The organism is Streptomyces sp. NPDC087428 (assembly GCF_044744085.1).
GTDB lineage: Bacteria > Actinomycetota > Actinomycetes > Streptomycetales > Streptomycetaceae > Streptomyces.
This window is the reverse complement of sequence record NZ_JBIUXR010000005.1, coordinates 381,900-407,158: the sequence shown is the minus strand read 5'-3', so window position 1 is coordinate 407,158 and position 25,259 is coordinate 381,900. Positions and strand designations below refer to the sequence as shown.

At 71.9% G+C, this 25,259-nt stretch carries 24 protein-coding genes and 2 pseudogenes; 16 read left to right on the top strand and 10 right to left on the bottom strand.

From position 1 onward, the window contains the following. The first annotated feature begins 3 nt into the window (after nucleotides 1–3). The 4 genes from ACIO3R_RS13420 (at nucleotide 4) to ACIO3R_RS13405 (ending at nucleotide 4,557) form a co-directional block, all read left to right on the top strand. Nucleotides 4–822 (top strand): rod shape-determining protein MreC, encoded by an 819-nt coding sequence (locus tag ACIO3R_RS13420; RefSeq protein ID WP_402105600.1) that lies wholly within the window; start codon nucleotides 4–6, stop codon nucleotides 820–822. After that, the gene (locus ACIO3R_RS13415) at nucleotides 819–1,358 is read left to right on the top strand and encodes a hypothetical protein (RefSeq protein ID WP_402105598.1); all 540 of its coding nucleotides are present in this window, start codon (nucleotides 819–821) and stop codon (nucleotides 1,356–1,358) included. The genes ACIO3R_RS13420 and ACIO3R_RS13415 overlap by 4 nt, the downstream gene beginning before the upstream one ends. Nucleotides 1,359–1,390: 32 nt before the next feature. Further along, complete coding sequence (gene secD / locus ACIO3R_RS13410; RefSeq protein ID WP_402105597.1) at nucleotides 1,391–3,688, top strand: protein translocase subunit SecD; 2,298 nt, start codon at nucleotides 1,391–1,393, stop codon at nucleotides 3,686–3,688. A gap of 125 nt (nucleotides 3,689–3,813) precedes the next feature. Then, on the top strand, nucleotides 3,814–4,557 hold the full coding sequence (locus ACIO3R_RS13405; protein WP_402105664.1) for a YoaK family protein: 744 nt from the start codon (nucleotides 3,814–3,816) through the stop codon (nucleotides 4,555–4,557). Nucleotides 4,558–4,593: 36 nt separating this feature from the next. Here ACIO3R_RS13405 and ACIO3R_RS13400 read toward each other — a convergent pair whose 3' ends face one another. Further along, nucleotides 4,594–5,400 carry a helix-turn-helix domain-containing protein gene (locus tag ACIO3R_RS13400; RefSeq protein ID WP_402105596.1) on the bottom strand — a complete coding sequence of 269 codons (807 nt, stop codon included), beginning with the start codon at nucleotides 5,398–5,400 and terminating at the stop codon, nucleotides 4,594–4,596. 50 nt (nucleotides 5,401–5,450) lie between these two features. On the opposite strand from ACIO3R_RS13400, the gene ACIO3R_RS13395 reads away from it, so the two are divergent. Continuing rightward, nucleotides 5,451–5,756: a 4a-hydroxytetrahydrobiopterin dehydratase gene (locus ACIO3R_RS13395; protein WP_385027052.1), complete on the top strand. Its 306-nt coding sequence runs from the start codon at nucleotides 5,451–5,453 to the stop codon at nucleotides 5,754–5,756. Between the two features lie 17 nt (nucleotides 5,757–5,773). On the opposite strand, the gene ACIO3R_RS13390 is transcribed toward ACIO3R_RS13395, so the two are convergent. The 4 genes from ACIO3R_RS13390 to ACIO3R_RS13375 form a co-directional block, all read right to left on the bottom strand. After that, nucleotides 5,774–6,736 carry a LysR family transcriptional regulator gene (locus ACIO3R_RS13390; RefSeq protein ID WP_385027049.1) on the bottom strand — a complete coding sequence of 321 codons (963 nt, stop codon included), beginning with the start codon at nucleotides 6,734–6,736 and terminating at the stop codon, nucleotides 5,774–5,776. An 83-nt stretch (nucleotides 6,737–6,819) separates the two neighbouring features. After that, complete coding sequence (locus ACIO3R_RS13385; protein WP_402105595.1) at nucleotides 6,820–7,185, bottom strand: DoxX family protein; 366 nt, start codon at nucleotides 7,183–7,185, stop codon at nucleotides 6,820–6,822. After that, the gene (locus ACIO3R_RS13380) at nucleotides 7,182–7,742 is read right to left on the bottom strand and encodes a TetR/AcrR family transcriptional regulator (protein ID WP_402105593.1); all 561 of its coding nucleotides are present in this window, start codon (nucleotides 7,740–7,742) and stop codon (nucleotides 7,182–7,184) included. Before ACIO3R_RS13380 ends, ACIO3R_RS13385 begins: the two co-directional genes overlap by 4 nt. Nucleotides 7,743–7,944: 202 nt before the next feature. Continuing rightward, nucleotides 7,945–8,811, bottom strand: coding sequence for an NmrA family transcriptional regulator (locus ACIO3R_RS13375; protein WP_402105591.1), 867 nt, complete (start codon nucleotides 8,809–8,811; stop codon nucleotides 7,945–7,947). 81 nt (nucleotides 8,812–8,892) lie between these two features. Between ACIO3R_RS13375 and ACIO3R_RS13370 the strand changes: the two genes are divergently transcribed. Next, nucleotides 8,893–9,864, top strand: a complete 972-nt coding sequence (locus ACIO3R_RS13370) for an AraC family transcriptional regulator (RefSeq protein ID WP_402105589.1) — start codon at nucleotides 8,893–8,895, stop codon at nucleotides 9,862–9,864. A 20-nt stretch (nucleotides 9,865–9,884) separates the two neighbouring features. Next, nucleotides 9,885–10,790 (top strand): class I SAM-dependent methyltransferase, encoded by a 906-nt coding sequence (locus ACIO3R_RS13365; RefSeq protein WP_385027034.1) that lies wholly within the window; start codon nucleotides 9,885–9,887, stop codon nucleotides 10,788–10,790. A 112-nt stretch (nucleotides 10,791–10,902) separates the two neighbouring features. Here the strand turns inward: ACIO3R_RS13365 and ACIO3R_RS13360 are convergent, their stop codons facing one another. The 3 genes from ACIO3R_RS13360 to ACIO3R_RS13350 form a co-directional block, all read right to left on the bottom strand. Beyond that, complete coding sequence (locus ACIO3R_RS13360) at nucleotides 10,903–11,739, bottom strand: aldo/keto reductase (RefSeq protein WP_385027031.1); 837 nt, start codon at nucleotides 11,737–11,739, stop codon at nucleotides 10,903–10,905. A 156-nt stretch (nucleotides 11,740–11,895) separates the two neighbouring features. Next, complete coding sequence (locus tag ACIO3R_RS13355; RefSeq protein ID WP_402105587.1) at nucleotides 11,896–13,695, bottom strand: AMP-dependent synthetase/ligase; 1,800 nt, start codon at nucleotides 13,693–13,695, stop codon at nucleotides 11,896–11,898. A gap of 333 nt (nucleotides 13,696–14,028) precedes the next feature. Then, nucleotides 14,029–14,922: a LysR substrate-binding domain-containing protein gene (locus ACIO3R_RS13350; RefSeq protein ID WP_385027208.1), complete on the bottom strand. Its 894-nt coding sequence runs from the start codon at nucleotides 14,920–14,922 to the stop codon at nucleotides 14,029–14,031. 109 nt (nucleotides 14,923–15,031) lie between these two features. Here ACIO3R_RS13350 and ACIO3R_RS13345 point away from each other — a divergent pair, with 109 nt between their 5' ends. Continuing rightward, nucleotides 15,032–16,057, top strand: a complete 1,026-nt coding sequence (locus ACIO3R_RS13345; protein ID WP_385027025.1) for a bile acid:sodium symporter family protein — start codon at nucleotides 15,032–15,034, stop codon at nucleotides 16,055–16,057. Nucleotides 16,058–16,116: 59 nt separating this feature from the next. Here the strand turns inward: ACIO3R_RS13345 and fdhD are convergent, their stop codons facing one another. After that, a complete protein-coding gene (gene fdhD, locus ACIO3R_RS13340) occupies nucleotides 16,117–16,965 on the bottom strand; it encodes a formate dehydrogenase accessory sulfurtransferase FdhD (protein WP_385027022.1) in 849 nt (282 codons plus the stop codon). A gap of 11 nt (nucleotides 16,966–16,976) precedes the next feature. Further along, a pseudogene (locus ACIO3R_RS13335) lies at nucleotides 16,977–17,096 on the bottom strand (Fe-S-binding domain-containing protein); the annotation flags it as partial. Between the two features lie 203 nt (nucleotides 17,097–17,299). Between ACIO3R_RS13335 and ACIO3R_RS13330 the strand changes: the two are divergent. The 8 genes and pseudogenes from ACIO3R_RS13330 (at nucleotide 17,300) to ACIO3R_RS13295 (ending at nucleotide 25,252) form a co-directional block, all read left to right on the top strand. Then, on the top strand, nucleotides 17,300–18,250 hold the full coding sequence (locus tag ACIO3R_RS13330; RefSeq protein ID WP_385027019.1) for a beta-ketoacyl-ACP synthase III: 951 nt from the start codon (nucleotides 17,300–17,302) through the stop codon (nucleotides 18,248–18,250). Between the two features lie 29 nt (nucleotides 18,251–18,279). Further along, nucleotides 18,280–18,495, top strand: a complete 216-nt coding sequence (locus ACIO3R_RS13325) for a hypothetical protein (protein WP_402105666.1) — start codon at nucleotides 18,280–18,282, stop codon at nucleotides 18,493–18,495. Continuing rightward, nucleotides 18,423–18,596 (top strand): annotated as a pseudogene (locus tag ACIO3R_RS13320) (FCD domain-containing protein); the annotation flags it as partial. The gene ACIO3R_RS13325 and the pseudogene ACIO3R_RS13320, both read left to right, overlap by 73 nt. A gap of 254 nt (nucleotides 18,597–18,850) precedes the next feature. Then, a complete protein-coding gene (locus tag ACIO3R_RS13315; RefSeq protein ID WP_363024905.1) occupies nucleotides 18,851–20,032 on the top strand; it encodes an ROK family transcriptional regulator in 1,182 nt (393 codons plus the stop codon). Nucleotides 20,033–20,248: 216 nt separating this feature from the next. Further along, the gene (locus ACIO3R_RS13310; protein ID WP_385027016.1) at nucleotides 20,249–21,775 is read left to right on the top strand and encodes a sugar ABC transporter ATP-binding protein; all 1,527 of its coding nucleotides are present in this window, start codon (nucleotides 20,249–20,251) and stop codon (nucleotides 21,773–21,775) included. After that, nucleotides 21,772–22,821, top strand: coding sequence for an ABC transporter permease (locus ACIO3R_RS13305; RefSeq protein ID WP_385027013.1), 1,050 nt, complete (start codon nucleotides 21,772–21,774; stop codon nucleotides 22,819–22,821). The genes ACIO3R_RS13310 and ACIO3R_RS13305 overlap by 4 nt, the downstream gene beginning before the upstream one ends. A 71-nt stretch (nucleotides 22,822–22,892) precedes the next feature. Continuing rightward, on the top strand, nucleotides 22,893–23,933 hold the full coding sequence (locus ACIO3R_RS13300; RefSeq protein ID WP_385027010.1) for a substrate-binding domain-containing protein: 1,041 nt from the start codon (nucleotides 22,893–22,895) through the stop codon (nucleotides 23,931–23,933). A gap of 68 nt (nucleotides 23,934–24,001) precedes the next feature. After that, a complete protein-coding gene (locus tag ACIO3R_RS13295; RefSeq protein ID WP_402105584.1) occupies nucleotides 24,002–25,252 on the top strand; it encodes a Gfo/Idh/MocA family protein in 1,251 nt (416 codons plus the stop codon). Nucleotides 25,253–25,259: the final 7 nt, after the last annotated feature.

The following is a 25,259-nucleotide window of genomic DNA, read 5'->3' as shown; positions in this document are numbered from 1 at the left end:
GCGATGCGTTCTTTGCGCGACGGACAGCGACACGTTCGCTCCGTTCACCGGCAGCACCGGGGAGCGACCCGGGGGCTCGCGCTCGACCTCGGCAGCTCCCGTACCCGCGCCTGGGTCCCCGGGCAGGGCGTCGTCGCCGACACCGGAAACGGCCCCGGCGGTGAGTACGGCCGGGGCGGCCCGGTACGGCGCGGACGCATCGTCGACACGGAGTCCTGCGGGCGGATGCTCGGCCGCATAGCCGATACGGCACTGGGCGCCGACCGCAGCGACACCGTGATCGTCCTCAGCCACCCCGTGCTCGCGGGCACCGAACACCGCGCCGCCGCACGGGAGATCCTCGCCGCGCTCGGCCCTTCGAGCGTCATCGTCCTGGACAGTGCCAGGGCCGCCGCCGCATACGCCGGACCGCAGGACGGCGGCCCGCTGCTCGTCGTCGACATCGGCGCCGAACTGACCGAGGCCACGCTCCTGGTCGACGGGCTGGTCCGCGACGCGCGGCTGGCCGAGACCGGGCTCAGCGATCTGGAACCCGGCGATCCGCCCACCGCCGTCGTCCGGGCCGTCCTGGACATGATCATGACGATGTGGCAGCAGGACCGCCACGGCGCGGTGCTCGGCGCCCTGCGCAAGGGTCCGCTGCTCGCCGGAGGCGGCGCGCTGCGCCCGGACGTCACCAACCGGATCGCGGTCCGCCTCGGCGTTCCCGTCCGGCTCCCGGACGACCCGGCGACCACGGTCGTGCGCGGCGCCGGGCTGTTCCTCAGCTCCGTGCTCCGCCGCGCCGCGGTCGCACCGGCCCTGCCCGGCCGAGCCGGGTGACCCCCCTCCCGGGGGCGGCCCGGGGCGACGCGCACCCGCGGGACCGGCGAGACACCCCGGCGCACCGCCGACGCGCGGCTTCGGCGCGGCAGTTCCTCGCCGCGCTGCTCCTCGCCGTCCTCGCCGTCGCCGGCGGCGCGCCCGCGGCCGCCGGAGCGGGACTCCCCGCCCGGTCCACGGCCGGCCCGGCGTCCCTCGGCGCCCACGGCGCCCACGACGTCCTCCCCAGCCGTACCCGCGCCGCGGCCGGGAGCGTGCGGCCGGGGCCGGAGACCGCGCCCCAGCCATGGGCCGCCGCCGAACACCCCCGTCCCCCTCAGCACCTCCCGCCGCCCGGTCCCGGGTCGCCGCTCCCGTGCCCGCCCGGCCTTCCGCTGCCGCACCCCGTCCCCGGCTGCGCCCTCGCCGGACCTCCGGCCGCCGCCGACCGCTTCCGCGCGGCGCTCCCCGGTGTGCGCGGGCCTCCGGGCGAGGCGGTTCACCGGCCGTGGGACCTGTCACCGGTCCCGTCCCGCACACCTGCCGCGGCGCCCTGACCGAGGGGCCCGGCGCCCCTCGGAGGAATCCCATGACTCGCGCCACCACGGTGCGGGCGGTTCTGGCTGTGGCCGTATCGCTCGTCGCCGTGCTCATCACGCTGACCATGTCCCCCAGACTCGGCCTCGACCTCCAGGGCGGCACCAGAATGGTGCTCCAGGCCAAGGACTCCGGCACCGCGAAGGCGGACCGGGAGAGCACCGACCGCACCCTGGAGGTGCTGCGCAAACGCATCGATTCCCTCGGGGTCGCCGAACCGACCCTGACCCGCTCCGGCGAGGACCGGATCATCGTCGAACTCCCGGACGTCCAGGACCCGCGCAAGGCCGCCGAGGTCATCGGCAGAACCGCCCAGCTGACCTTCCACGCCGTGCAGGGCCCCGGAGCACCCGCCGGCTCCGGGACCGGGGACGGGCTGACGCTCGCCGACGAGCAGGGGAGCCGCCTCGCTCTCGGGCCTGCGGCGCTCTCCGGCGCGGGGGTCAAGGACGCCTCCGCCTCGTTCGACGCCCAGCAGGGCGCCGGCTGGTCCGTCTCCCTGGACTTCCACAAGGACGCCGGACGGGACTGGACCCGGCTGACCGGGGAGGCCGCCTGCCACCCGGTCCAGGACGAGCGGCGCCGCGTCGCCATCGTCCTGGACAAGCAGGTGATCTCCTCGCCGCAGGTCTCCCCGACCGTCGGCTGCGGCACCGGTCTGCCCTCCGGCTCCACCCAGATCACCGGCTCCTTCAGTGCCGACGAGGCCCGCGAACTCGCCCTGCTGATCCAGGGCGGCGCGCTGCCGGTGCCCGTCGAGATCGTCGAGCAGCGGACCGTCGGCCCGACGCTCGGCGCCGACGCCATCGACGCCAGCGCCCGCGCCGCCCTCATCGGCGCCGCGGCCACGGCACTGTTCATCACCGTCGTCTACCGGCTCTTCGGCGCGCTCGCCGCTGTCGCCCTCGGCGCCTACGGAGTGATCTCGTACGCGGCGCTCGTCGCGCTCGGCGTCACCCTCACCCTGCCCGGACTCGCCGGATTCGTCCTGGCCATCGGCATGGCGGTCGATGCCAACGTGCTGGTCTTCGAACGGGCCAGGGAGGAACACGCCCAGTATCCGGGCCGCTCCCTGCGCACCTCGCTGACCGCCGGGTTCCGGCACGCCTGGAGCGCCGTCGCCGACTCCAACGTGACGACACTGATCGCGGCGGGACTGCTGTTCTTCCTCGGCTCCGGCCCGGTCAAGGGCTTCGGCGTCACGCTCGGCATCGGTGTCCTCGCGTCAATGTTCTCCGCACTGGTCATCGCCCGCGCCCTCACCGAGATCGCCGCGGGCTCCAAGTTCGTCGGCGACTACCGGGGCATCAACGGCATCGCCAGCCCCGGCCGGGTACGGACCTGGCTGAACCGCCGCGATCCGCAGCTGATGCGGTCCCCGCGCCGCTGGCTGATGGTCTCCGCGGTGCTGATCGCCGTGGCGGTGACCGGCATCCTGGTGCGCGGGGTGAACCTCGGCGTCGAGTTCACCGGGGGCCGCCTCGTCGAGTACGCGACCAGCCGCCCCGTCGACGTCGAGACCGCCCGTTCCGCGCTGGCGGGCGCCGGCTTCGCCGACGCCGAGGTCACCACGGCGGGTGCGGGCGACATCTCGGTACGGACCGGGGAGCTCGACAACGCCGGCGAACACGCGGTGCGCGCGGCCCTGGCAGAGGAGGGCGGCGAGACCACCAAGGTCCGGGACGAACTCATCGGACCGAGCCTGGGCGACGAGCTGCGGCGCAACGCCCTGATCGCGCTGGCCATCGCCGTCCTCGTCCAGCTCGTCTATCTGGCCGTCCGGTTCCGCTGGACGTTCGCGGTGGCCTCGGTCGGGGCGCTGGTCCACGACGTGATCATCCTGGTGGGCGCCTTCGCCTGGCTGGGACGCACCGTGGACGGCATCTTCCTGGCCGCGCTCCTTACCGTCATCGGGTACTCCGTCAACGACTCGGTGGTGGTCTTCGACCGGGTCAGGGAGCTGTGGGCCAAGGCCCGCCGGGAGCCGCTCGGGACAGTGGCGAACCGGGCCGTGCTGCAGACGGTTCCCAGAACCGTCAACACCGGGATGGGCGCCCTGTTCATCCTCGTCGCGCTGGCCGTCCTGGGCGGTGACTCGCTCGCGGACTTCGCCCTCGCCCTGCTGATCGGCATCGTCGTCGGGACGTACTCCTCGGTCATGACCGCGGTACCGGCCGCACTTCTCCTGGAGCGCGGCAGCAAGGCCCCGCCGCCCGTCCGCAAGAGCGCCCCGCGCGGCAAGTCCGGCGCCGGACGCCGGGACCCGCTCGACAACGGGGCGCGCGTGTAACCCGGTCGCCGCCCCGTAGCCCCCGCGCTGTCGAACGGCGCGGGGGCTACGCGCGTCGGTCATGGCAATCGCACCGGGCACAACGGCACAATCCTCATCAACCACCCCGTGATCGGAGCGTGCCTGTGCCCGTCGTGCTGCGTGAGGCATGGACCACCCTCGTACCGGACATGAACGACCGGCACGGGCCGCTGCCGCCGTTGATGCTCGCCCTCACCATCGTCACCGGACTGGTCGACGCCGTCAGCTACCTGCAACTGGGCCGGGTCTTCGTCGCGAACATGACCGGCAACGTGGTCTTCGCCGGCTTCGCGTTCGCCGGAGCCCCCGGGTTCTCCCTGGCCGCCTCGCTCGTCGCGCTCGGCGCGTTCGCGGCCGGGGCGCTGGCCGGTGGCCTGATCGTCCACCACTCCCACGCCCACCGCGGCCGCATGCTGCTGCACGCGCTGTGCGTCGAGACCCTGTGCGTACTGGCCGCCCTGGTCGTCACGCTGATCTCCGGCAGCCCGTACGACGGCGGCGTGCGGTTCGCCCTCATCGTGCTCCTCGCCCTGGGCCTGGGTGTGCAGAACGCCGTCTCGCGGGCGCTCGCCGTACCCGACCTCACCACCACCGTGCTGACCCTGACCATCACCGGCATCGCCTCCGACGGACGGCTCGCGGGGGGCGGTGGCAGCAGGGCCGGCCGCCGGATCCTCTCGGCCGCCGCCATGCTCGTCGGTGCCCTGGTCGGAGCGGTCGCCGTGCTGCACGGACATCCCACCCTGCCGCTGGTCCTGGCCGTGGCGATCCTCGCGGTGGTGTGCCTGGCCGCGCAGGTCCTGGCGCGGGCGGACGGCCCGTGGACCCGGCCCGTCGTCAAGAAATGACGGGCAGGGGGAGCGAGCGGTCACCGACGGACAGCTTCAGGGAACGAGCGACCGCAGATACGCCGCGGTCTCCGCGTCGGCGGGCAGGAACGTCTCGATGGCCAGCTCCGCGACCGTCACGTCCATCGGTGTGTTGAACGTGGCGATGGACGAGACGAAGGAGAGCAGCCGCCCGTCCTGCTCGATCAGCAGCGGCAGCGCGAACGGCACCGACGACGAGGGCGCGTCCCACTCCTGGCCGTCGGCCCTCGGCCCCACCGGATAGCCCGCGACCTCCTCGTACAGCTCACGCAGCTCCGCCGAACGGACCAGCGCGATCTGACGCTCCATCTGCGCCAGCAGATCGGCCCGCCACTCCCGCAGATTGCGGATCCGGGGGGCCAGCCCCTCCGGGTGCAGGGTGAGGCGCATCGCGTTCAGCGGCGGGGCGAGCAGGTGCTCCGCCACCCCTTCCGTCAGCCGGACGATCCCCTGATTGGCCGCCACCACGTTGTACATGCCGTCCACGACGAGCGCCGGATACGGGTCGTACCCCTGGAGCAGCCGGTCCATCCCCTCGCGCAGCGCGCCCATCGCGGGGTCGTCGAGCGCCGTCTCCGTGTAGCGGGGGGCGTAACCGGCGACCACCAGCAGGGCGTTGCGTTCCCGCACGGGCACGTCCAGGTGCTCCGCCAGCCGCAGGACCATCTCCTCGCTGGGGCGGGCCCGGCCCGTTTCGATGAAGGAGATGTGCCGGGCCGAGGAGTCGGCCCGCAACGCGAGTTCCAGCTGGCTGATCCGGCTCCGCTCCCGCCAGCTGCGCAGCAGCGGCCCTACCCCCGTGTCAAGCGCGACAGTTGTCATACGGAGACCGTAACGTCACCGGTACCGACCATGAACGAGGGAGTCACCGCATGCCCGCCGCACCGCTGCCGCAGAACGAGATCGAGAACCGGCTGCGCGAACTGCCCGGCTGGACGCTGGACGGGGACCGCATCACCCGCACCTACCGGCTCCCGACGCACTTCGCCGCCGCCGGGCTCACCGTCCATGTCGCCCAGATCCAGGACGAGCTGAACCACCACTCCGATCTGACGCTCGGGTACGACACCGTCGCGCTCTCGGTGAACTCCCACGACGCGGGCGGGAAGGTCACCGAGCAGGACCTGACCCTCGCCGCCAGGGTGGCGGCCGTCGCCCCGGGCCACGGCGCGCGGTAGACGCGGCCGACGGACCGTCAGGGCGTCGCGCCGAAGCGGGGATGCGCGGCCAGCCAGCGCGTGCAGCTGTCGCTGCGCTCCACCGCCTCGGCGTACGCCGCCCGGGTGTGTCCGCTCACCGATCCGGCCGCCGCCGACGCGGCCGCCGAGCGCGGATGCCAGCCCAGCAGATGGCGCCAGGTCAGCGGTGACCCGGTGATCGGACGGGTCACCACGCCGGGCGTCGGCGGGAACGTCGCCCGGCACAGCCCGACGGCACGCCCCACCTGCACCAGATGGACGACGGACGCGGTGTCCGTCTCGTACACCGACGCCGGGCTGAAGCCCGCCCGCGCGCAGGCGGCCACGAAACAGTCCGCGAAGCAGCCCTCGCCGGGCACGTCGGTCCAGCACTCGTCCGCCAGCGCGGAGAGCTCCAGCTCGGGTTCCCCGGCCAGCGGATGGCTCTCCGGCAGCATCACGAAGACCGGATCGATCCCGACGACCTCCCACGTCAGCCGGTCCGCGATCGGCGGCGAACTCTCGCCACACGCGCCGATGAGCGCGAAGTCCAGCCGTCCGTCGAACAGTTGGGCAGCCAGCTCGGCCACCGACCAGGAGGTGTACGTGGACACCAGCGCGGCCGGGTGCGCCTCGGCCAGCCGGTCGACGAGACCGCCGAGCAGCGGTCCGTGGGTGCCGCCGAGCCGGAACCGTTCCATGGCCCCCCGCGCGTTGGCGAACCGCACCGCCTCCTCCTGGAGCTCGCTGACCGCGGGCAGCACCACCCGGGCCCGCTCCAGCACCAGCTCACCCAGGGGCGTCGGCCGCGCCCCCATGTGGTCGCGGTCGAACAACGGGCCCCCGAGCGCCTTCTCGATCCGCCGCAGCTGCGCGCTCAGGGCGGGCTGCGCGAGCCCGAGCGCGGCGGCCGCCTTGGTGAGGCTTCCGGTGTCGGCGATGGCACGGACGGTTCGCAGATGGCGCAACTCCAGCTCCATAAGCGCAAGTTATGGCCCAGGTGGCTCGCTGGCAATCGCGACCGGATGGGCCCGGCCTCCATGGCTTCCGGGGGCGGCCCCGGTCAGAGCGCGGAGGTGTGCGACAGGAACAGGACGGCTGTCGACAGCGCGAGCATGCCCAGGCAGTTCAGCCAGAACTCCTGCTTGAGGTACCGCGCCCGGTAGTGGGCGTAGGCGGCGCACACGAAGTAGGCGATCACCGCGACATTGGTCGTCACACCGACACCCGCGTACCGGAGTCCGGCGACCAGCCCTGCCGCCGCCAGGAGCTTGACGGCCACCAGCACCCACCACCAGTCCCGGGGGAAGCGCACCCCGTCCAGGCACTGCTGAATGAACATCGGGGGACGCACCGACAGGAGCGCGTCGCAGAACAGCACCGCGGCGAGCAGCGCGGTCGGCCACCAGGGGTCGGGAGTACTGATCATCGTTGGGTTCCTTCGTGGTGGACGACGAAATGGATGACTTCCTGGAACTGGGCGATGGCCGCCCGCTGGTCGAGAGCGCCGTTGCCGACCGTCATGAGGATGCCCAGGTAGGCGAAGTAGAGGGTGCGCGCACCGGCGCCCGCCCCGGCGGCGGTGCGCGGCGTGCGGGCCAGCAGGGTTTCGAGTTCGGTGAGCAAGGCCTGGGCCAGGGCCTGGAAGACCTCTGACGCATGGGTGCCGCGGACGATGACCGCGGCGTACTCCCGGGACAGTTCGAGGTCGAGGGCGAAGTAGGTGATGAAGGGTTCGACGAGATCCATGACCTGTCGGGCCGCCGCGTCGGCGGACAGCGGGGTCGCGTCGCCCCGCTCGTGCCGGCCCTCCCGGCCGTGGTGCACGGCGGCGATCCAGGTGTCGAAGATGGCGACGAGCAGTGCGTCCTTGTCGCCGACCGACATCACGGTGCCGGTGCTCACCTCGGCGTCGGTGGCGATCTGACGGATCGTGCTGGAGCCGAACCCCTGCTCGCGGAAGAGCCGTTCGGCCGATGACAGCACCTTGCTCCGCGTCGCCCTCCGTTGCTCAGCCCTTGACTGAACGCGTTCAGTGAACATGTTCGGGATAGTAGGGCGTGGGCCCGGCGTGCGCAAGGGATGTGCCGGCCGAGACCTCGGCGACACGGGCACGGCCGCCGTGCCGTGCCGGCGCGGTGCGCCGCCTGATCCCGACCCCCGCGCCCGACGCCCCGCGTCACCCGGCTTACGCGTCCCAGGCCCCGCTGCGCGCGGCCTCGGCGGCGAAGGCGGTGAACGGCGACGGGGCGCGCCCCAGGGCCTGCTCGACGCCCTCCGTGACCGTGGCGTTGTGCCCGTCCAGCAGCATCGCGAACAGCTCTGCCAGGAAGCCCGCTTCGGCCTCCGGCACGCCGTACCCCGCCAGCATCGCCGCGTACGCGGGGCCGGTCACCGGGACGTAGCGCACGTCGCGCCCGGCCGCCCGGGTGATCTCGGAGGCCGCCTCTGCGAAGGTCAGCAGTCTGGGGCCGGTCAGTTCGTGCACCTGCCCCGCGCCGTCCTCCCCGCACAGCGCCGCGACCACCACGTCGGCGACGTCCCCGGTGTCCACGAACGGCTCGGCGGTGGAGCCGGCGGGGAACACCAGCTCGCCGCCCAGCACACCGTCGAGCAGGGCGCCCTCGCTGAAGTTCTGCGCGAAGAACGCCGAGCGCACGACGGTGAGTTCTGCGTTCCCGGCCGCCGCGCGCAGCGCCTCCTCCGCGACCACCGCCCGCGGCTCGCCGCGCCCCGACAGCAGCACCAGCCGCCGCACCCCGCAGTCCCGCGCGATCCGCCCGAAGGCCGCCATCGCCTCCGGGGCGCCGGGCGCCGCCAGATCGGGGTAGTACGCGATGTACGCCGCTTCCGCACCCCGCAGCGCTGCTTCCCAGCCCGACTCGTCCGCCCAGTCGAAGCGCACCTCACCGCCGCGTGACCCGGCCCGCACCGGCACCCCGCGCGCGGCGAGCCGCTCCACCACCCGGCGGCCCGTCTTGCCCGTCCCGCCCGTCACCAGCACCGGGCCGGCCGTGCGGGTCTCCTGCTGCTGGTTCGCCATGTCCTCTGTCATGGTCCAAGGCTCGCCGTACGGTCCCGCCCGTTCCATCCCTGAGCCGCTCAGCTCCCTGCGCGAACGTCTACGCTGCTGCCCATGGACGCACTTGCCGGACTTCTGGACGGGCCGCGGGCCAGAGGGGCCTTCCTGCTGCGGATGGTGATGGAACCGCCGTGGTCCGTACGGATCGAGGACCGGGCCCCGCTCTGTCTGATGTCCATGACCGCGGGCGAGGCCTGGATCGTCCCCGCGGAAGACGCCGAACCGGTGCTGCTGCGCCCCGGTGACCTGGCCATCGCACGCGGCCCGGAGCCGTACACCGTCGCGGACCTGCCCGGTACCGCGCCGCAGAGCCGGATCGGGCCGGGCGGCACCTGCACCACCCTGCGCGGCGAACCGCTCTCCCAGTCCATGCACTTGGGCGTACGTACCTGGGGCAACGCGCCGGACGGCGCCGCGACCATGCTCGTCGGCACCTATCTGCTGGACGGCGAGATCAGCAGACGGCTCCTCGACGCGCTGCCCGCACTGCTCCTCCTCCCCGGCGACGGCCGGAGAAGCGCGCTGCTGACGCTGCTCGACACCGAGATCGCCAGGGACGAGCCGGGGCAGAGCGTGGTGCTGGACCGGCTGCTCGACCTGCTGTTGATCGACGCGTTGCGCGACTGGTTCTCCCGGCCCGGCGCCGAGGCCCCCGGCTGGTACCGGGCCATGGGCGACCCGGTTGTCGGACGGGCGCTGCGGCTGCTGCAGAACGAGCCGGCCCGCCCCTGGACGGTCGCTGCCCTGGCCGACCGGACCGGGGTCTCCCGGGCCGGTCTCGCCCGGCGCTTCACCGAGCTGGTGGGGGAGCCCCCGATGACGTATCTGACGGGCTGGCGCCTGGCCGTCGCGGCGGATCTGCTGCGGGAGACGGACGCGACGGTGGAGGCGGTGGCCCGGAAGGTCGGCTACAGCCAGGCGTTCGCCTTCAGCACCGCTTTCAAACGGGTCCGCGGCGTCGGCCCGCAGGACTACCGCAACGGCCGCGGCTTGCCGGATCGGCAAGAAAGTTTGCCTGTGGCTTGATGTGTGGTGAGGCTGTCCGCATGAGCAACGACACCGGTCACGGTCATCACCACGACAGCAGCCACGGCCACCACCACGACCCCGCCGATCCCGACTGGGACGTCATGGGCCCCCTGCTGGAACAGAACGCCGAGCTCAGCGCCGGGCAGTACACGGAGGCGGCCCGTTGGATCGCCGCTCTGCCCGACGCCCCGAAGGTCCGCCGCGTCCTGGACATCGGCAGCGGACCGGGTGTCATCGCCTGCCTGCTCGCCGAGGTGTTCCCGGAGGCCGAGGTCGTCGCCGTCGACGGCACCCCGGCCCTGCTGGAACGCACCCGCGACCGCGCGAAGCGGCTCGGGCTCGCCGACCGCGTCACCACCCTGCACGCCGACCTTCCCGGCGAGCTGGGACGCGCGGGTGAGGCGGACCTGATCTGGGTGGGCAACGCCCTGCACCACATGGGCGACCAGCGCGCCGTACTGGCCGGATTCGCCGGGCTGCTGCGTCCCGGCGGCACCGTCGCACTCGTCGAGGGCGGGCTCCAGCCGCGCCATCTCCCGCGCGACATCGGCTTCGGGCGGCCCGGTCTGGAGGAGCGGCTCGACGCGATCCAGGCAGAGGCCTTCGAGCGGATGCGGGCGGAGCTGCCCGGCGCCAAGCGGGAGACCGAGAACTGGGCCGCCCTGTTCACCGCGGTGGGCCTCGCCCCGCAGGGCACCCGCAGCTTCCTGCTCGACCTGCCCGCACCCCTCACCGACGTGGCACGCGACCATGTCATCGCCGACTTCGCCCGCCGCCGCGCGGGCCTCGGCGAACAGCTCGACGCCGAGGACAACGCGGTCCTCGACCGGCTGACCGACCCCGCGGACCCGGCCGGGCTGCACCGGCGCGCCGACACGTTCCTGCTGCTGGCCCGGACGTTCCATCTCGGCCGGAAGGCCTGAAGCACGCCCGGGTCCGCCGCACGGCCCCGGGTCCGCCGCCGAAACGGCGAACCGCCGCCCGGCCAGGGGCCGGACGGCGGTTACGGGTGGACCGGCGGTGGAACGCAGAGGCTCAGGCGCCGATGTTCATCTGGCCCGGGTGCGAGCCCAGGCGCTTGCCCTCGTCCAGCGCCGCGAACGCGGCCAGGTCGTCGTCGTCCAGCTCGAAGCCGAACACATCGATGTTCTCCGCGATCCGCGACGGGGTCACGGACTTGGGGATCACCACATGGCCGGTCTGGAGGTGCCAGCGGAGCACCGCCTGAGCCGGGGTGCGGCCGTGCTTCCGTGCGACCGCGACCACCGTCGGGACCTCCAGGAGGCCCTTGCCGGAACCCAGCGGCGACCAGGCCTCGGTCACGATGCCGTGCTCGGCGTGCAGTGCGCGGGACTCGGCCTGCTGGAGCTGCGGGTGCAGCTCGATCTGGTTGACCGCCGGCACGACGGACGTCTCGCCGATCAGCCGCTCCAGGTGCTCGGGGAGGAAGTTCGAGACGCCGATGGCCTTCGCGCGGCCGTCGGCGTAGATCTTCTCGAACGCCCGGTACGAGTCCACGTACGCGTCCTTGGCCGGGACCGGCCAGTGGATCAGATACAGGTCGACATAGTCGAGACCGAGCTTGTCCAGCGAGGCGTCGAAGGCGCGCAGCGTCGAGTCGTGGCCCTGCTCGCTGTTCCACAGCTTCGTGGTCACGAAGAGCTCCTCGCGGGCGACACCGGAGGCGGCGATGGCCTTGCCGGTGCCGTCCTCGTTGCCGTAGATCGCGGCGGTGTCGATGCTCCGGTACCCGGACTCGATGGCTGTGGTGACCGCCTTCGCGGCCTCGTCGTCCGGCACCTGCCAGACTCCGAAACCGAGCTGGGGCATCTCGACGCCGTTGTTGAGGGTGAGGGAGGGGACCTGGCTCACGAGCGGTCGATCCTTACGTCGGGGGGTGGGACTCCACGTTTCAACGATCAAGACGGCCCGCACATTCCCGTCTCCGGGCCGGTTCTCCCGGAACGGTACCCCCCGCGGGATCCGCGGGCGGGGCACTCCCCACGAGCCGTGCGCGCGGCCGCCGGCTCAGCGGTACAGCGCGTCCACCTCGGCCGCGTACGCGGTCTCGATCGCCTTGCGCTTCAGCTTCAGCGACGGAGTCAGCAGTCCGTGCTCCTCGGTGAACTGATGCGCCAGGATCCGGAACGTCCGGATCGACTCGGCCTGTGACACAGCCGTGTTCGCGGCCACCACCGCCCGTCGGACCTCCATCTCCAGATCCGGGTCCCGCACCAGTTCGCCGGGTGTCATCTGCTGTCGTCCCTGCATGGCGAGCCAGTGCTCCACGGACTCCTGGTCCACGGTGACCAGGGCCGCGATGTACGGCCGGTCGTTGCCGACCACGATGCACTGCGCCACCAGCGGATGCGCCCGCACCCGCTCCTCCAGGCCGCCCGGAGAGACGCTCTTGCCGCCGGACGTCACCAGGATCTCCTTCTTGCGCCCGGTGATCGTCAGATAGCCGTCGTCGTCCAGCGCCCCCAGGTCTCCGGTGGCCAGCCAGCCGTCGTTCAGCACCGCGTCGGTGGACTTCGGGTCGCCCAGATACCCGGAGAACACATTGCGGCCGTACACCCAGATCTCGCCGTCCACGGCGATGTGCACCGTGGTGCCGGGGATCGGCTGCCCGACCGTGCCGTACCGGGTGCGCTCCGGCGGATTGGCGGTGGTCGCGGCGGTCGACTCGGTCAGCCCGTACCCCTCGTACACCGTGACACCGGCCCCCGCGAAGAACAGCCCGAGCCGCCGCTCCATCCCCGAGCCGCCGGACATCGCGTGCCGGATCCGGCCGCCCATCGCCTCGCGCACCTTCCTGTACACGGCCTTCTCGAAGAACTGGTGCTGCATCCGCAGCCCGGCGGACGGGCCGGGTCCGGTCCCGAACGCCCGCGCCTCCATCGCCTCCGCGTACTTCACCGCGATGTCTACGGCCTTGTCGAAGGGGCCGGCCCGGCCCTCGGTCTCGGCCTTGCGGCGGGCCCCGTTGAAGACCTTCTCGAAGATGTACGGCACCGCCAGGATGAACGTGGGGCGGAACGTCACCAGGTCCGGCATCAGCGCCCTCGCCGACAGCTCCGGCTGATGGCCCAGCTTCACCCGGCCGCGGACCGCCGCGACCTCCACCATCCGCCCGAAGACGTGCGCCAGCGGCAGGAAGAGCAGGGTCGAGGCCTCGTCGCCCCGCCGGGAGTGGAAGACCGACTCCCAGCGCGACGCCATGGTGTCCGTCTCGAACATGAAGTTGGCGTGCGTGATCACACAGCCCTTGGGCCGCCCCGTCGTGCCCGACGTGTAGATGACCGTCGCCACCGAGTCGGGTGTCACGGCCCGCCGGTGCCGGTGCACCACCTCGTCCCCGACATGGACGCCCGCGGAGATCAGCTCGGACACCGCGTCGGTGTCCAGCTGCCACAGCCGCTTCACCTGGGGCAGCTGGTCGATGACCGAGGCGATCGTCATCGCGTGGTCCTCGTGCTCGACCATCACCGCCGAGACCTCGGCGTCGTGGAGCATCCACAGGACCTGCTCGGCCGAGGACGTCGGATAGACCGGCACGGACTGCGCGCCGACCGCCCACAGGGCGAAGTCGAAGAGCGTCCACTCGTACCGGGTGCGCGACATCAGGGCGACCCGGTCACCGAACCGCACGCCGTGCGCGATCAGCCCCTTGGCCAGCGCGAGCACCTCGTCGCGGAACGTCGCGGAGGTGACATCAAGCCACTGCCCGGACGCGTCCTTGCGGCCGAGGGCGACCCGGTGCGGATCCTCCTCGGCATAGTCGAAAACCACATCAGCGAGCCCGCCCACGTGGGGCGCGGCCGCCATGGGTGGGACAGTGAACTCGCGCAATGACCTGCTCCTTGTGGCGCTCCGCACAGCGCCGTGACGCTACCCCACCGGGCGCGGCCGCGGGAGAGCCGGAAGCGGGCCGCAAAACATGGCGTCTGCACTGGTCAGGGGGTGAAATCCGGCCAGATGGGCAAGGCTCGGGCGTGCTTCCGACCAAGGAGTAAGTGGCTCGCGCGGGAATCTCCACCGAATCTGTACGCCGCGATCACTGCCGTTCCGTGCCGTTACGGGGGATTGATCCCCACCTGCCGGGCCTGACCGGGTTGGGCCGCCCCGGCGGCGACCGCCGCTCAGCGTTCATTCTCCCCCTCAGGGCTGTCCCGCAATCCCCGGCGGGCGGATCAGCCGGTCGCCGCCCGCCAGGATCGCCGCCGCGAGCGCGTCCGCGGCCTGCTGCGCACCGTCCCGGCGACGGCCGTGCAGCAGGACGAAGTCCACCTCGCCGAGCTCCGGCAGCCCCGCCCTCGCCGGTACCGGGACCAGTCCGGGCGGTACCAGGCCCCGGCTGTGCGCCATCACGCCGAGCCCCGCGTGGGCGGCCGCGATCAGTCCGCTGAGGCTGCCGCTGGTGCACGCCACCCGCCAGGAGCGGCCCTGGCCCTCCAGCACCTCCAGCGCGCGGGCCCGGGTGATGCCCGGCGGCGGGAAGAGGATCAGCGGCACCGGCCGGTCCGGGTCGATCCGCAGCCGCGGCGCCCCGATCCAGGTCAGCGCGTCCTGCCAGACCAGCTCCCCATGGGTGTCACCGGTCCGCCGCTTGGCCAGTACCAGATCGAGACGGCCCGCCGCGAGCTGCTGGTGCAGCGTGCCCGACAGCTCCACGGTCAGCTCCAGCTCGACCTCCGGATGGTCCCGGCGGAACGACTGGAGGATCTCCGGCAGCCGCGTCAGCACGAAGTCCTCCGAGGCCCCGAACCGCAGCCGCCCGCGCAGCCGGGTGCCGGCGAAGAACGCCGACGCCCGCTCATGGGCCGCCAGGATCGTCCGGGCGAAACCGAGCATCGCCTCGCCGTCCACGGTGAGATCGACCCGGTGCGTGTCACGGGTGAACAGCTGCCGCCCGGCCGCCTCCTCCAGCCGCCGCACGTGCTGGCTCACGGTGGACTGCCGCACCCCGAGCCGGTGGGCGGCCCGGGTGAAGCTCAGTGTCTGGGCGACGGCGAGAAAGGTGCGCAGCTGCGCGGGGTCGTACATGGCCCACACGTTATCGCGAACCACGATCACAGTAAGAGCGGTATGCCGGATTCCCGATGTCGGTGATCAGGAGCAGGATGGGCTGGCACGACCATGAACGAGAGAACACGTGGAGCCCATGAGCCGCCGCACCCCGCAGTTGCCGTCCTGGCTGCCGATCGACCCCTACATCATGGCGTTGATCGGCACCGTCGTACTCGCGGCGCTGCTGCCGGCCTCCGGCGCGGCCGCCGAGGTGGCGGGCGGCGCCTCCACGGGCGCGGTCGCGTTCCTCTTCTTCCTCTACGGCGCGCGGCTCTCCACCGCGGAGGCACTCGACGGCCTGCGCCACTGGCGGCTCCACCTCACCGTCCTGGCCTGCACGTTCGTCGCGTTCCCGCTGCTGGGGCTGGCGAGCGGGGGGCTGGTGCCGTACATCCTGACACCGCAGCTCCAGAGCGGCTTCCTCTTCCTCTGCCTGGTCCCCTCGACCATCCAGTCGTCGATCGCCTTCACCTCGATGGCCCGCGGCAACGTGCCCGCGGCGATCTGCGCGGGCTCCTTCTCCTCGATCGCCGGGATCTTCATCACCCCGCTGCTCGCGGCCGCGCTGCTCGGCAACAGCGGCGGCGGGTTCTCCGGGGACGCGCTCCTGAGGATCGGCGTCCAGCTGCTGCTGCCGTTCGTCGCGGGACAATTGCTGCGCCGCTGGATCGGCGGCTTCCTCGCCCGGCACAAGAAGATCCTCGGCTTTGTCGACCGGGGCTCGATCCTGCTGGTCGTCTACACCGCGTTCAGTGAGGGCATGGTCGCCGGTATCTGGCACCAGGTCACCCCGGCCCGGCTCGGGGCGCTGCTCGGGGCGGAGGCGGTGCTGCTCGCGCTGATGCTCTCGCTGAGCTGGTACGGGGCGAAGCGGCTCGGCTTCGGCCGGGAGGACCGTATCGCCATCCAGTTCGCCGGTTCGAAGAAGAGCCTGGCCTCCGGCCTGCCGATGGCCAGCGTCCTGTTCGGCGCGCAGGCGAGCCTCGCCGTACTGCCGCTGATGCTTTTCCACCAGATGCAGCTCATGGTGTGCGCGGTGATCGCGAAGCGGCGCGCCAGGGACCCGCAGGAGGCGGGTACGGACGGTGCGGCGGCGCGGGAGCCCCTCACGGTGACCTGACCGGAAGCGTCGTGGTGTGGGCCGAGGCCGGCCGTCCCGGACCCGTGCGGCGGGCGGGATCAGCCCCGCACGGCCGTCGCGTCCAGGGCGATGCGGTGCTCACCCGCGTACACGTTCATGGAAGGCCCCCGCAGGAAGCCGACCAGCGTCAGACCGGTCTCGGCCGCCAGGTCGACGGCGAGGGACGACGGTGCCGAGACCGCCGCGAGCATCGGGATGCCGGCCATCACCGCCTTCTGCGCCAGCTCGAAGGAGGCCCGCCCCGAGACCAGCAGGATCGACCGGGACAGCGGCAGCCGATGGTCCGTGAGGGCCCGGCCGACTAGCTTGTCGACCGCGTTGTGCCGGCCGACGTCCTCCCGTATGTCCATCAGTTCGCCCGTCTCGGAGAACAGTGCCGCCGCGTGCAGACCCCCGGTCCGGTCGAACACCTGCTGCGAGGCGCGCAGCCGGTCGGGGAGGGCGGACAGCAGCGCCGGTTCGACCCGGACCGGAGGAGTGTCGGCGACGGGGTGCCGGGTCGTGGTGCGGACCGCGTCCAGACTGGCCTTGCCGCACAGCCCGCAGGAGGACGTCGTGTAGACGTTGCGCTCCAGCGTGATGTCGGGGACCACGACGCCGGGCGCGAGCCGCACGTCCACCACGTTGTACGTGTTGACACCGTCGGCCGTCGCCCCGGCGCAGTACGCGATGGACTGCACCTCGTGGCCCTCGCCGAGCACGCCCTCGCTCACCAGGAAGCCCGCCGCCAGCGCGAAGTCGTCGCCCGGGGTGCGCATCGTGATGGCGAGCGGCTTGCCGTTCAGCCGGATCTCCAGGGGTTCCTCGGCGACGAGGGTGTCGGGGCGGGTGGTGACGACCCCGTCCCGGATGCGGATGGTGCGGCGGCGCTCGGTGACCCGTCCCATGACCGTTGGACCCGATTCTGTACGTGGTGGAAGCCGAAGCGGCCCTTGATACGGAGGTTGCCGTGGGTCACCGGGCTGTCGTGCGACGAGGTGACCTCGACGCTCACATTGTCCTGCACAGGGAGCGCGACAGGGGGGACGAGAGCGGGAGAGGAGGCAGGAGCCGTCGTCCGGTCGACATAATATTGTCGACAGTATGCGGTCCGAGCGGTCAGGGCTGTTGTCAAGCCTCCAATCGTCGGCCGGTAATCCTGTGGGATCACGTGCCTCTGTACCGGTCGGTAGCGACCAAGACTGGATGGTTCCTGCCATATGTAGCGAGGGGAACCTGAATATGACCGGCACACGTGTCGTGGCGCTCGGCCACTATCAGCCCGCCAGGGTGCTCACCAACCATGACCTTGCGGCCATGGTCGACACCAGTGACGAGTGGATCACCAGCCGCGTCGGCATCAAGACCCGCCACCTCGGCGGCCCCGACGAGCCGGTGGACGAGCTTGCCGCGCACGCGGCGGCCAAGGCCCTCGCTGCCGCCGGGCTCCAGCCCGCGGACATCGACCTGGTCCTGGTCGCCACCTCCACGGCGATCGACCGGTCGCCGAGCATGTCGGCCAGGGTCGCCGCCCGCCTCGGCATGTCCTCGCCCGCGGTGATGGACATCAACGTGGTCTGTTCCGGTTTCACCCACGCCCTCGCCACCGCCGACCACGCCGTCCGCGCGGGCGCCGCCACCCGTGCGCTGGTGATCGGTGCCGACAAGATGGGCGACATCGTCGACTGGACCGACCGCTCCAGCTGTGTGCTGATGGGGGACGGCGCCGGTGCGGCGGTCGTCGTCGCCGACTCCGGTGCGGCCGGCCGGCCCGGGATCGGGCCGGTGCTGTGGGGTTCCGTGCCCGGGATGGGGGACGCGGTAAGGATCGAGGGGACGCCGCCGCGCTTCGCCCAGGAGGGGCAGTCGGTCTACCGCTGGGCGACCACCCAGCTGCCGCCCATCGCGCGCAAGGTGTGCGAGAAGGCAGGCATCACTCCCGAGGATCTCGCCGCGGTGGTGCTGCATCAGGCCAACCTGAGGATCATCGAACCGGTCGCCAGGAAGATCGGCGCGGTCAACGCCGTCATCGCCCGGGACGTCGTGGATTCCGGGAACACATCGGCCGCCTCGATCCCGATGGCCCTGTCCAAGCTGGTGGAGCGGGGCGAGGTCGCCACCGGAGCCCCGGCGCTGCTCTTCGGCTTCGGCGGGAACCTCAGTTACGCGGGTCAGGTGATCCGCTGTCCCTGAGGGGCCTTGCGCTCGGCAGGCTGTAGACAATGAGCAATTGCTCGGCGCTGACGGGGACCGCGATGGTGTCCGCAGGACTGCCGCAGGGGGCTGTGCCGAGGCTGGAACGGCCCGGTCCACCGCGCGAGCGTGTCCACGAGGCGCTCCGGGAGGCCGCGGCCGCCCGCCTCGCCGCCGACTCCGGTACCGCACCCCGCTCGCCCGCCGACGCGGCACCGGGTCCTGGATCGAGCACCGCTCGCTGATCGCCGCGATCTCCTCGCGCGACGAGCGACAGGCCACGGCGATCATGCGGACGCACACGGAGCGCACCCGCCGGACGTACCACGAGCGCGAAGAGAGCTGATCCCCCCGCTGCCCCCGCCCTCGAACGCCGGCTGAGAGGTCAGCCCGCCGGCGATCGGGGGCATTGTCGTGCCCGCGCCGGCGGCGCCCCGGCGCGGTCCTCCGGCGCCACTCTCCGCACCCCTTTGTCCTCAGGGTGGAGAAAGTTGTGGTGGATTCCTGCGCAACTTCTTCCCACTCCGGGCGAGCGCTGCTACGTTCCCCTCCAAAGCCCGACGGACAGGCCGATGTGGCGGGGAGGGGCGCGTGAGACGTATGACGGCACGACCCGCGAATGCGCATCAGGCGCGACTGCTTCGGCTGTTGCGCGACGGCGGGCCCAACTCACGGGCACAGCTGGGGGATCAGGTCGATCTCTCCCGCTCCAAGCTCGCCGTCGAGGTGGACAGACTGCTGGAGACCGGCCTTGTGGTGGCCGACGGACTCGCCGCATCCCGCGGCGGGCGTCGCTCGCACAACATCCGGCTCGCCCCGGCACTGCGCTTCCTCGGCGTCGACATCGGCGCCACCTCGGTCGACGTGGCGGTCACCAACGCGGAGCTGGAGGTCCTGGGCCACCTCAACCACCCCATGGACGTACGCGAAGGCCCCGTCGCCATCTTCGAGCAGGTGCTGTCCATGGCGGCCAAGCTCCGGGCCTCCGGGCTCGCCGAAGGGTTCGACGGCGCGGGTATCGGCGTACCGGGACCGGTCCGCTTCCCCGAGGGAATTCCGGTCGCACCGCCGATCATGCCCGGCTGGGACGGTTTCCCGGTCCGCGAGGCGCTCAGCCAGGAGCTGGGCTGCCCCGTGATGGTCGACAACGACGTGAACCTGATGGCGATGGGGGAGCAGCACGCGGGCGTCGCCCGCTCCGTGGGCGACTTCCTCTGCGTCAAGATCGGTACCGGTATCGGCTGCGGCATCGTCGTCGGCGGAGAGGTCCACCGCGGTACGACGGGCAGTGCGGGCGACATCGGCCACATCCAGGTCGAACCGGACGGGCGCCCCTGCGCCTGTGGCAACCGGGGCTGCCTGGAAGCACACTTCAGCGGCGCCGCACTGGCCCGCGACGCCGAGGACGCGGCCCGTGCCGGACAGTCCGCGGAGCTCGCGGCCCGGCTGGCGGCGTCCGGGAAACTCACCGCCGTCGATGTGGCCGCGGCCGCTGCCGCGGGCGATGCCACCTCGCTCGACCTGATCCGCGAAGGCGGCAACCGGGTCGGACAGGTCATCGCGGGGCTTGTCAGCTTCTTCAACCCCGGTCTGGTGGTGATCGGCGGCGGGGTGACCGGACTGGGTCACACGCTGCTGGCCAGCGTCCGGACCCAGGTCTACCGGCAGTCGCTGCCACTGGCCACCGGCAACCTTCCCATCGTGCTGGGCGAGCTGGGACCCGCCGCCGGAGTGATCGGCGCGGCCAGGCTCATCAGCGACCACCTCTTCTCACCGGCCTGACCCAGCACCACCGGCCCGCTCACCGGGCCGCAGCACCGTGCAAGAGCCGCGTACCACCCGCCTGATCGTTCTCCCGTCCGATCCGCCTCCCGCCGGACCGATCCTCGGCCGGCCAGCAACAAGGCACTGTCCCCGCGCCGGCGGCCGGGGTCCGGGGACACCCCGGGACTGCACTTCGCCCTGCCCGCTCACCGGCACCCGCCGAGGGGATTCGCCATGGCTCCAGAACCACCCCTGCTCACCATGTCCGGCATCACCAAGTCCTTCCCCGGCGTGCGCGCCCTCGACGGCGTCGACCTGGAGGTACAGGCCGGCGAGGTCCACTGCCTGCTCGGCCAGAACGGGGCCGGCAAATCCACGCTCATCAAGGTGCTCGCCGGGGCCCACCAGCCCGACGGCGGCGAGATCACCTGGCGCGGCTCACCGACCGTGCTCAAGACACCCATCACCGCGATGCGTCTCGGGATCGCCACCATCTACCAGGAACTCGACCTGGTGGAAGGGCTGTCGGTCGCCGAGAACGTCTTCCTCGGCCACGAGCCGACCAGCGCCGGATTCGTCGTCCGCACCCGCGAGGGCCGCACCGCGGCCGCCGCACTGCTGAAACGCCTCGGCCACCCGGAGATCGACCCGGCCCGCCCGGTCGGTGAACTCTCCGCGGCCCAGCAGCAGATCGTCTCGATGGCCCGCGCGCTCTCCCACGACGTACGGCTCATCGTGATGGACGAGCCGTCCGCGGCGCTCGACCCCGACGAGGTCGCCAACCTCTTCCGGATCGTCGCCTCCCTGACCGCCGACGGAGTCGCCGTCGTCTACATCTCCCACCGGCTGGAGGAGATCCGCCGCATCGGCGACCGGGTGACCGTGCTCAAGGACGGCCGGGCCGTCGCGGTCGGCCTCCCCGCCGAGTCCACACCCACCCGCGACATCGTTGCCATGATGACGGGCCGCAACGTCGAGTACGTCTTCCCGCCGAGACCCGAAGCCGGCCGCGCGGGCACCGGCGCCGAGCCGGTGCTCACGGTCGAAGGCCTCACCAGGAAGGGCGAGTTCGCCCCCGTCGACCTGGAACTCAGGCCCGGCGAGATCGTCGGCCTCGCCGGACTCGTCGGCTCCGGGCGCTCCGAGATCCTGGAAACCATCTACGGCGCCCGCCGCGCGACCGCGGGACAGGTCACCGTCGCCGGCCGGCCGCTGCGGCCCGGCAGCGTCCGCGCCGCCGTCGCGGCCGGCATCGGCCTCGCCCCCGAGGAACGCAAGGCGCAGGCCCTGCTGATGCTCGAATCCGTCACCCGCAATGTGTCCGTGTCCTCCATGTCCCGCTTCTCCAGGGCTGGTTGGCTCGACCGGGGCGCCGAGCGCAAGGCGGCCCGCGCCGCCACCCGCGAACTCTCGCTGCGCCCCGACAACCCGGACACCCCCGTCCGCACCCTCTCCGGCGGCAACCAGCAGAAGGCGGTCCTGGCCCGCTGGCTGCTGCGCGGCTGCCGGGTGCTGCTGCTCGACGAACCGACCCGCGGGGTGGACGTCGGCGCCCGCGCCGAGCTCTACGCCGTGATCCGCCGGCTGGCCGACGAAGGCCTCGCCGTACTGCTCGTCTCCAGCGAAGTGCCCGAAGTCCTGGGCCTCGCCGACCGGGTGCTGGTGCTCCGTGAGGGTCACGTCGTGCATACGGCGGACGCCAGGGAGCTCGACGAGCACCGCGTACTCGACCTCGTGATGGAAGGGAGCCCGACGTCATGACGCAGCCCGTCTCCTCGGCACAGCAGAGCGGGCCGGACAAGGGCGCCGCGCCCGCGTCCGTCCCCGCGTCCCCGAAGAAGGACCGGTCCCCGCGCGCCCTCGGGCTCCGGGTGGACCTGCGCAGCCTCTCGCTGCTCGGCGTCCTCGCCGCACTGATCGTCGTCGGCGGCATCACCGAGCCCGACGCCTTCCTGGACACCGGGAACCTCCAGCTGATCCTGACCCAGGCGTCCGTCATCGGTGTGGTGACCGTCGGGGTGACCTTCGTCATCACCAGCGGCGGCATCGATCTGTCCGTCGGCGCCATGGTCGCCCTCGCCTCCGTCTGGGCGACCACACTCGCCACCCAGGAGTACGGCTTCGTCGGCATCCTGTTCACCGCGATGCTCGTCGGCCTCGGAGCCGGACTCGTCAACGGGGTGCTCATCGCGTACGGCCGGCTGGTGCCGTTCATCGCGACGCTGGCGATGCTCGCCTCCGCCCGCGGCATGGCCCTCCTGATCACCGACGGCAAGACCCAGATCGTCACGGTCAAGTCCGTCCTGGACCTGGGCCTGCCCGGCTCCTACGTCCTCGGCATCCCGCCGCTCGTCATGATGTTCGCCGTGGTCACCGTCGTCGGCTGGCTGGTGCTGAACCGTACGACCTTCGGCCGCCGCACGGTCGCCGTCGGCGGCAACGCGGAGGCGGCACGGCTGGCGGGGATCGACGTCCGGCGCCAGCGCCTCTACCTCTACCTGCTGTCCGGACTCTGCTGCGGCATCGCCGCCTTCATGCTGATCATCCTGTCCGGCTCGGGTCAGAACACCAACGGCAATCTGTACGAACTCGACGCCATCGCCGCCGCGATCATCGGCGGCACCCTGCTCACCGGCGGCCGCGGCACCATCGTCGGCTCCGTGCTGGGTGTCCTCGTCTTCACCACGATCACCAACATCTTCGCGCTCAACAATCTGCAGAGCGACGTCCAGCAGATAGCCAAGGGCGCGATCATCGTCGCCGCCGTTCTGGTCCAGGGCCGCACGTCGGTCAACAGGGAATCCTGACCGCACGTCACCTTCCGCTCAGTTCCTGCCTGTTCCGTATGCCCACGCACCGGATGAAGGGTTTGACAGCCATGCCAGAAACCAGCCGCAGAGGACTGCTCTTCGGTACCGCAGCAGTCTCCGCGGGCGCCTTCCTGACCGCCTGCACCAGCAACAGCCCGAAGGAGAAGGACACCGCGGCGCAGAGCAACGCGCCCGCCGCCGACGACAAGCCGGGCAAGCCGATCACCATCGGCTTCGCGGGGCCGCAGGCCGACCACGGCTGGCTCAACGCGATCAACGAGAACGCCAGGTCGCGGGCGAAGAAGTACTCCGAGGTGACCCTGGAGACCACCGAGGGCTCCAACGACACCGCCGCGCAGATCGGCCAGGTCAAGACCCTCATCAACAAGAAGGTCGACGTCCTCATCATCCTCCCGGCCGACGGCAAGGCGCTCACCCAGGTCGGCCTGGAGGCCATGCGGGCGGGCATTCCCGTCGTCAACCTGGACCGCGTCTTCGCCTCCCCGCAGGCCTACCGCTGCTATGTGGGCGGGGACAGCTACGGCATGGGTCTCAACGCCGGTACGTACATCGGCGAGCAGCTCAAGGACAAGTCGAACGCCAAGGTCGTCGAGCTGGCCGGCATCGACAGCCTGGAACTCACCAAGCAGCGCAGCCAGGGCTTCGCGGACGCCCTGAAGAACTACTCCAACATCGAACTGGTGGCCCGTCAGGCCGCGGACTTCACCGTTGAGTCCGGCCAGGCGAAGATGTCCCAGCTCCTTCAGGCGCAGAAGAAGTTCGACGCCCTGTGGAACCACGACGACGACCAGGGCGTGGGCGCGCTGCGCGCCATCCAGCAGGCCGGACGGGACGAGTTCCTGATGGTCGGCGGCGCCGGGGCCAAGTCCGCGATGGACGCCATCAAGGCCGACAACAGCGTGCTGAAGGCCACCGTTCTCTACCCGCCGACCATGGCGGCGTCGGCCGTCGACCTGGCCCGCGCGCTCGGCCAGGGCAAGGGCGTCGCCGGCCTCTCCGAGCTGGAGATCCCGACCAACCTCACGCTCTACTCGGCGGTGGTCACCAAGGACAACGTCGATCAGTACCTGCCGACGGGCTTCAACTGACCGGCCCCGCAGGAGGGTGCTGACCCTCCTGCCGCACCCACCGAACCACCGATGAGGAGGAAGTCCGGATGGCCCGTAGGGAAGAGACGGAGCAGGAGGCGGCGGCGCCGCCGACGTACCGGCCGATGCAGAGCGCACCCACGCTCGGGGTCGGCATGGTCGGATACGCGTTCATGGGCGCCGCCCACTCGCAGGGGTGGCGCACCGCCGGCCATGTCTTCGAGCTGCCGATGAGACCGGCTCTCGCCGCGATCTGCGGACGCGACCGCAGGGCGGTCGAGGCCGCCGCCGACCGGCACGGCTGGGCGGCCGCGGAGACCGACTGGCGGGCCCTGATCGCCCGGGACGACGTGCAGCTCGTCGACATCTGCACCCCCGGCGACAGCCATGCGGAGATCGCCATCGCGGCACTGGAGGCGGGCAAGCACGTGCTGTGCGAGAAGCCGCTCGCCAACACGGTCGCGGAGGCGGAGGCCATGACCGAGGCGGCGGAGCGCGCCGCCGCCCGCGGTCAGGTGGCGGTGGTCGGCTTCAACTACCGCAAGGTGCCCGCCATCACCTATGCCCGGAAGCTGATCGCCGAGGGGCGGCTCGGCACCCTGCGGCACGTCCGGGCCACCTATCTCCAGGACTGGCTGGTCGACCCCGGGTCGCCGCTCACCTGGCGGCTGGAGCGGGAACACGCGGGCTCGGGCGCCCTCGGCGACCTCGGGGCGCACATCGTGGACCTCGCCCAGTTCCTGGCGGGGGAGCTGCTGGTCGGGGTGTCGGCGGTGACCGAGACCTTCGTGCGCGAACGGCCCCTGCGGGCGGGGCCGTCGGCGGGTCTGGCCGCGGTGGCGGACGCCGGTGCGCGGGGGGCGGTGACAGTCGACGACGCAGCGCTCTTCACCGGCCGGCTCGCCTCCGGCGCACTGGCCTCCTTCGAGGCGACCCGGATGGCCGCCGGGCGGAAGAACGCGCTGCGGCTGGAGATCAACGGGGAACTGGGCTCGCTCGCCTTCGACCTGGAACGGCTCAACGAGCTGTCCTTCCACGATCACACCGAGCCCGCCACCACGGCCGGCTTCCGGCGCATCCTGGTCACCGAGCCCGAGCATCCCTACCTGGAGGCCTGGTGGCCGCCGGGCCACGCGCTGGGATACGAGCACACCTTCATCCACCAGGCCCGTGACGTGGTCCGCACGATCGCCGAACGGAGCGCACCCACACCCTCGTTCGCGGACGGCCTCCAGGTCCAGCGGGTGCTGGCGGCGGTGGAGGAGAGCGCCGCGAAGAACTCCGTGCACACCCCCGTCCACACCCCCGCACAGCTCTAGGAGGTCC

What these genes read in the sequence shown, in the direction of transcription:
- ACIO3R_RS13420 (WP_402105600.1), top strand. Translation starts at nt 4, where the DNA reads ATGCGTTCTTTGCGCGACGGACAGCGACACGTTCGCTCCGTTCACCGG.
- secD (WP_402105597.1), top strand. Translation starts at nt 1,391, where the DNA reads ATGACTCGCGCCACCACGGTGCGGGCGGTTCTGGCTGTGGCCGTATCG.
- ACIO3R_RS13400 (WP_402105596.1), bottom strand. Translation starts at nt 5,400, where the DNA reads ATGACAACTGTCGCGCTTGACACGGGGGTAGGGCCGCTGCTGCGCAGC.
- ACIO3R_RS13395 (WP_385027052.1), top strand. Translation starts at nt 5,451, where the DNA reads ATGCCCGCCGCACCGCTGCCGCAGAACGAGATCGAGAACCGGCTGCGC.
- ACIO3R_RS13390 (WP_385027049.1), bottom strand. Translation starts at nt 6,736, where the DNA reads ATGGAGCTGGAGTTGCGCCATCTGCGAACCGTCCGTGCCATCGCCGAC.
- ACIO3R_RS13385 (WP_402105595.1), bottom strand. Translation starts at nt 7,185, where the DNA reads ATGATCAGTACTCCCGACCCCTGGTGGCCGACCGCGCTGCTCGCCGCG.
- ACIO3R_RS13375 (WP_402105591.1), bottom strand. Translation starts at nt 8,811, where the DNA reads ATGACAGAGGACATGGCGAACCAGCAGCAGGAGACCCGCACGGCCGGC.
- ACIO3R_RS13370 (WP_402105589.1), top strand. Translation starts at nt 8,893, where the DNA reads ATGGACGCACTTGCCGGACTTCTGGACGGGCCGCGGGCCAGAGGGGCC.
- ACIO3R_RS13365 (WP_385027034.1), top strand. Translation starts at nt 9,885, where the DNA reads ATGAGCAACGACACCGGTCACGGTCATCACCACGACAGCAGCCACGGC.
- ACIO3R_RS13355 (WP_402105587.1), bottom strand. Translation starts at nt 13,695, where the DNA reads ATGGCGGCCGCGCCCCACGTGGGCGGGCTCGCTGATGTGGTTTTCGAC.
- ACIO3R_RS13345 (WP_385027025.1), top strand. Translation starts at nt 15,032, where the DNA reads ATGAGCCGCCGCACCCCGCAGTTGCCGTCCTGGCTGCCGATCGACCCC.
- fdhD (WP_385027022.1), bottom strand. Translation starts at nt 16,965, where the DNA reads ATGGGACGGGTCACCGAGCGCCGCCGCACCATCCGCATCCGGGACGGG.
- ACIO3R_RS13330 (WP_385027019.1), top strand. Translation starts at nt 17,300, where the DNA reads ATGACCGGCACACGTGTCGTGGCGCTCGGCCACTATCAGCCCGCCAGG.
- ACIO3R_RS13325 (WP_402105666.1), top strand. Translation starts at nt 18,280, where the DNA reads ATGAGCAATTGCTCGGCGCTGACGGGGACCGCGATGGTGTCCGCAGGA.
- ACIO3R_RS13315 (WP_363024905.1), top strand. Translation starts at nt 18,851, where the DNA reads ATGACGGCACGACCCGCGAATGCGCATCAGGCGCGACTGCTTCGGCTG.
- ACIO3R_RS13310 (WP_385027016.1), top strand. Translation starts at nt 20,249, where the DNA reads ATGGCTCCAGAACCACCCCTGCTCACCATGTCCGGCATCACCAAGTCC.
- ACIO3R_RS13305 (WP_385027013.1), top strand. Translation starts at nt 21,772, where the DNA reads ATGACGCAGCCCGTCTCCTCGGCACAGCAGAGCGGGCCGGACAAGGGC.
- ACIO3R_RS13300 (WP_385027010.1), top strand. Translation starts at nt 22,893, where the DNA reads ATGCCAGAAACCAGCCGCAGAGGACTGCTCTTCGGTACCGCAGCAGTC.
- ACIO3R_RS13295 (WP_402105584.1), top strand. Translation starts at nt 24,002, where the DNA reads ATGGCCCGTAGGGAAGAGACGGAGCAGGAGGCGGCGGCGCCGCCGACG.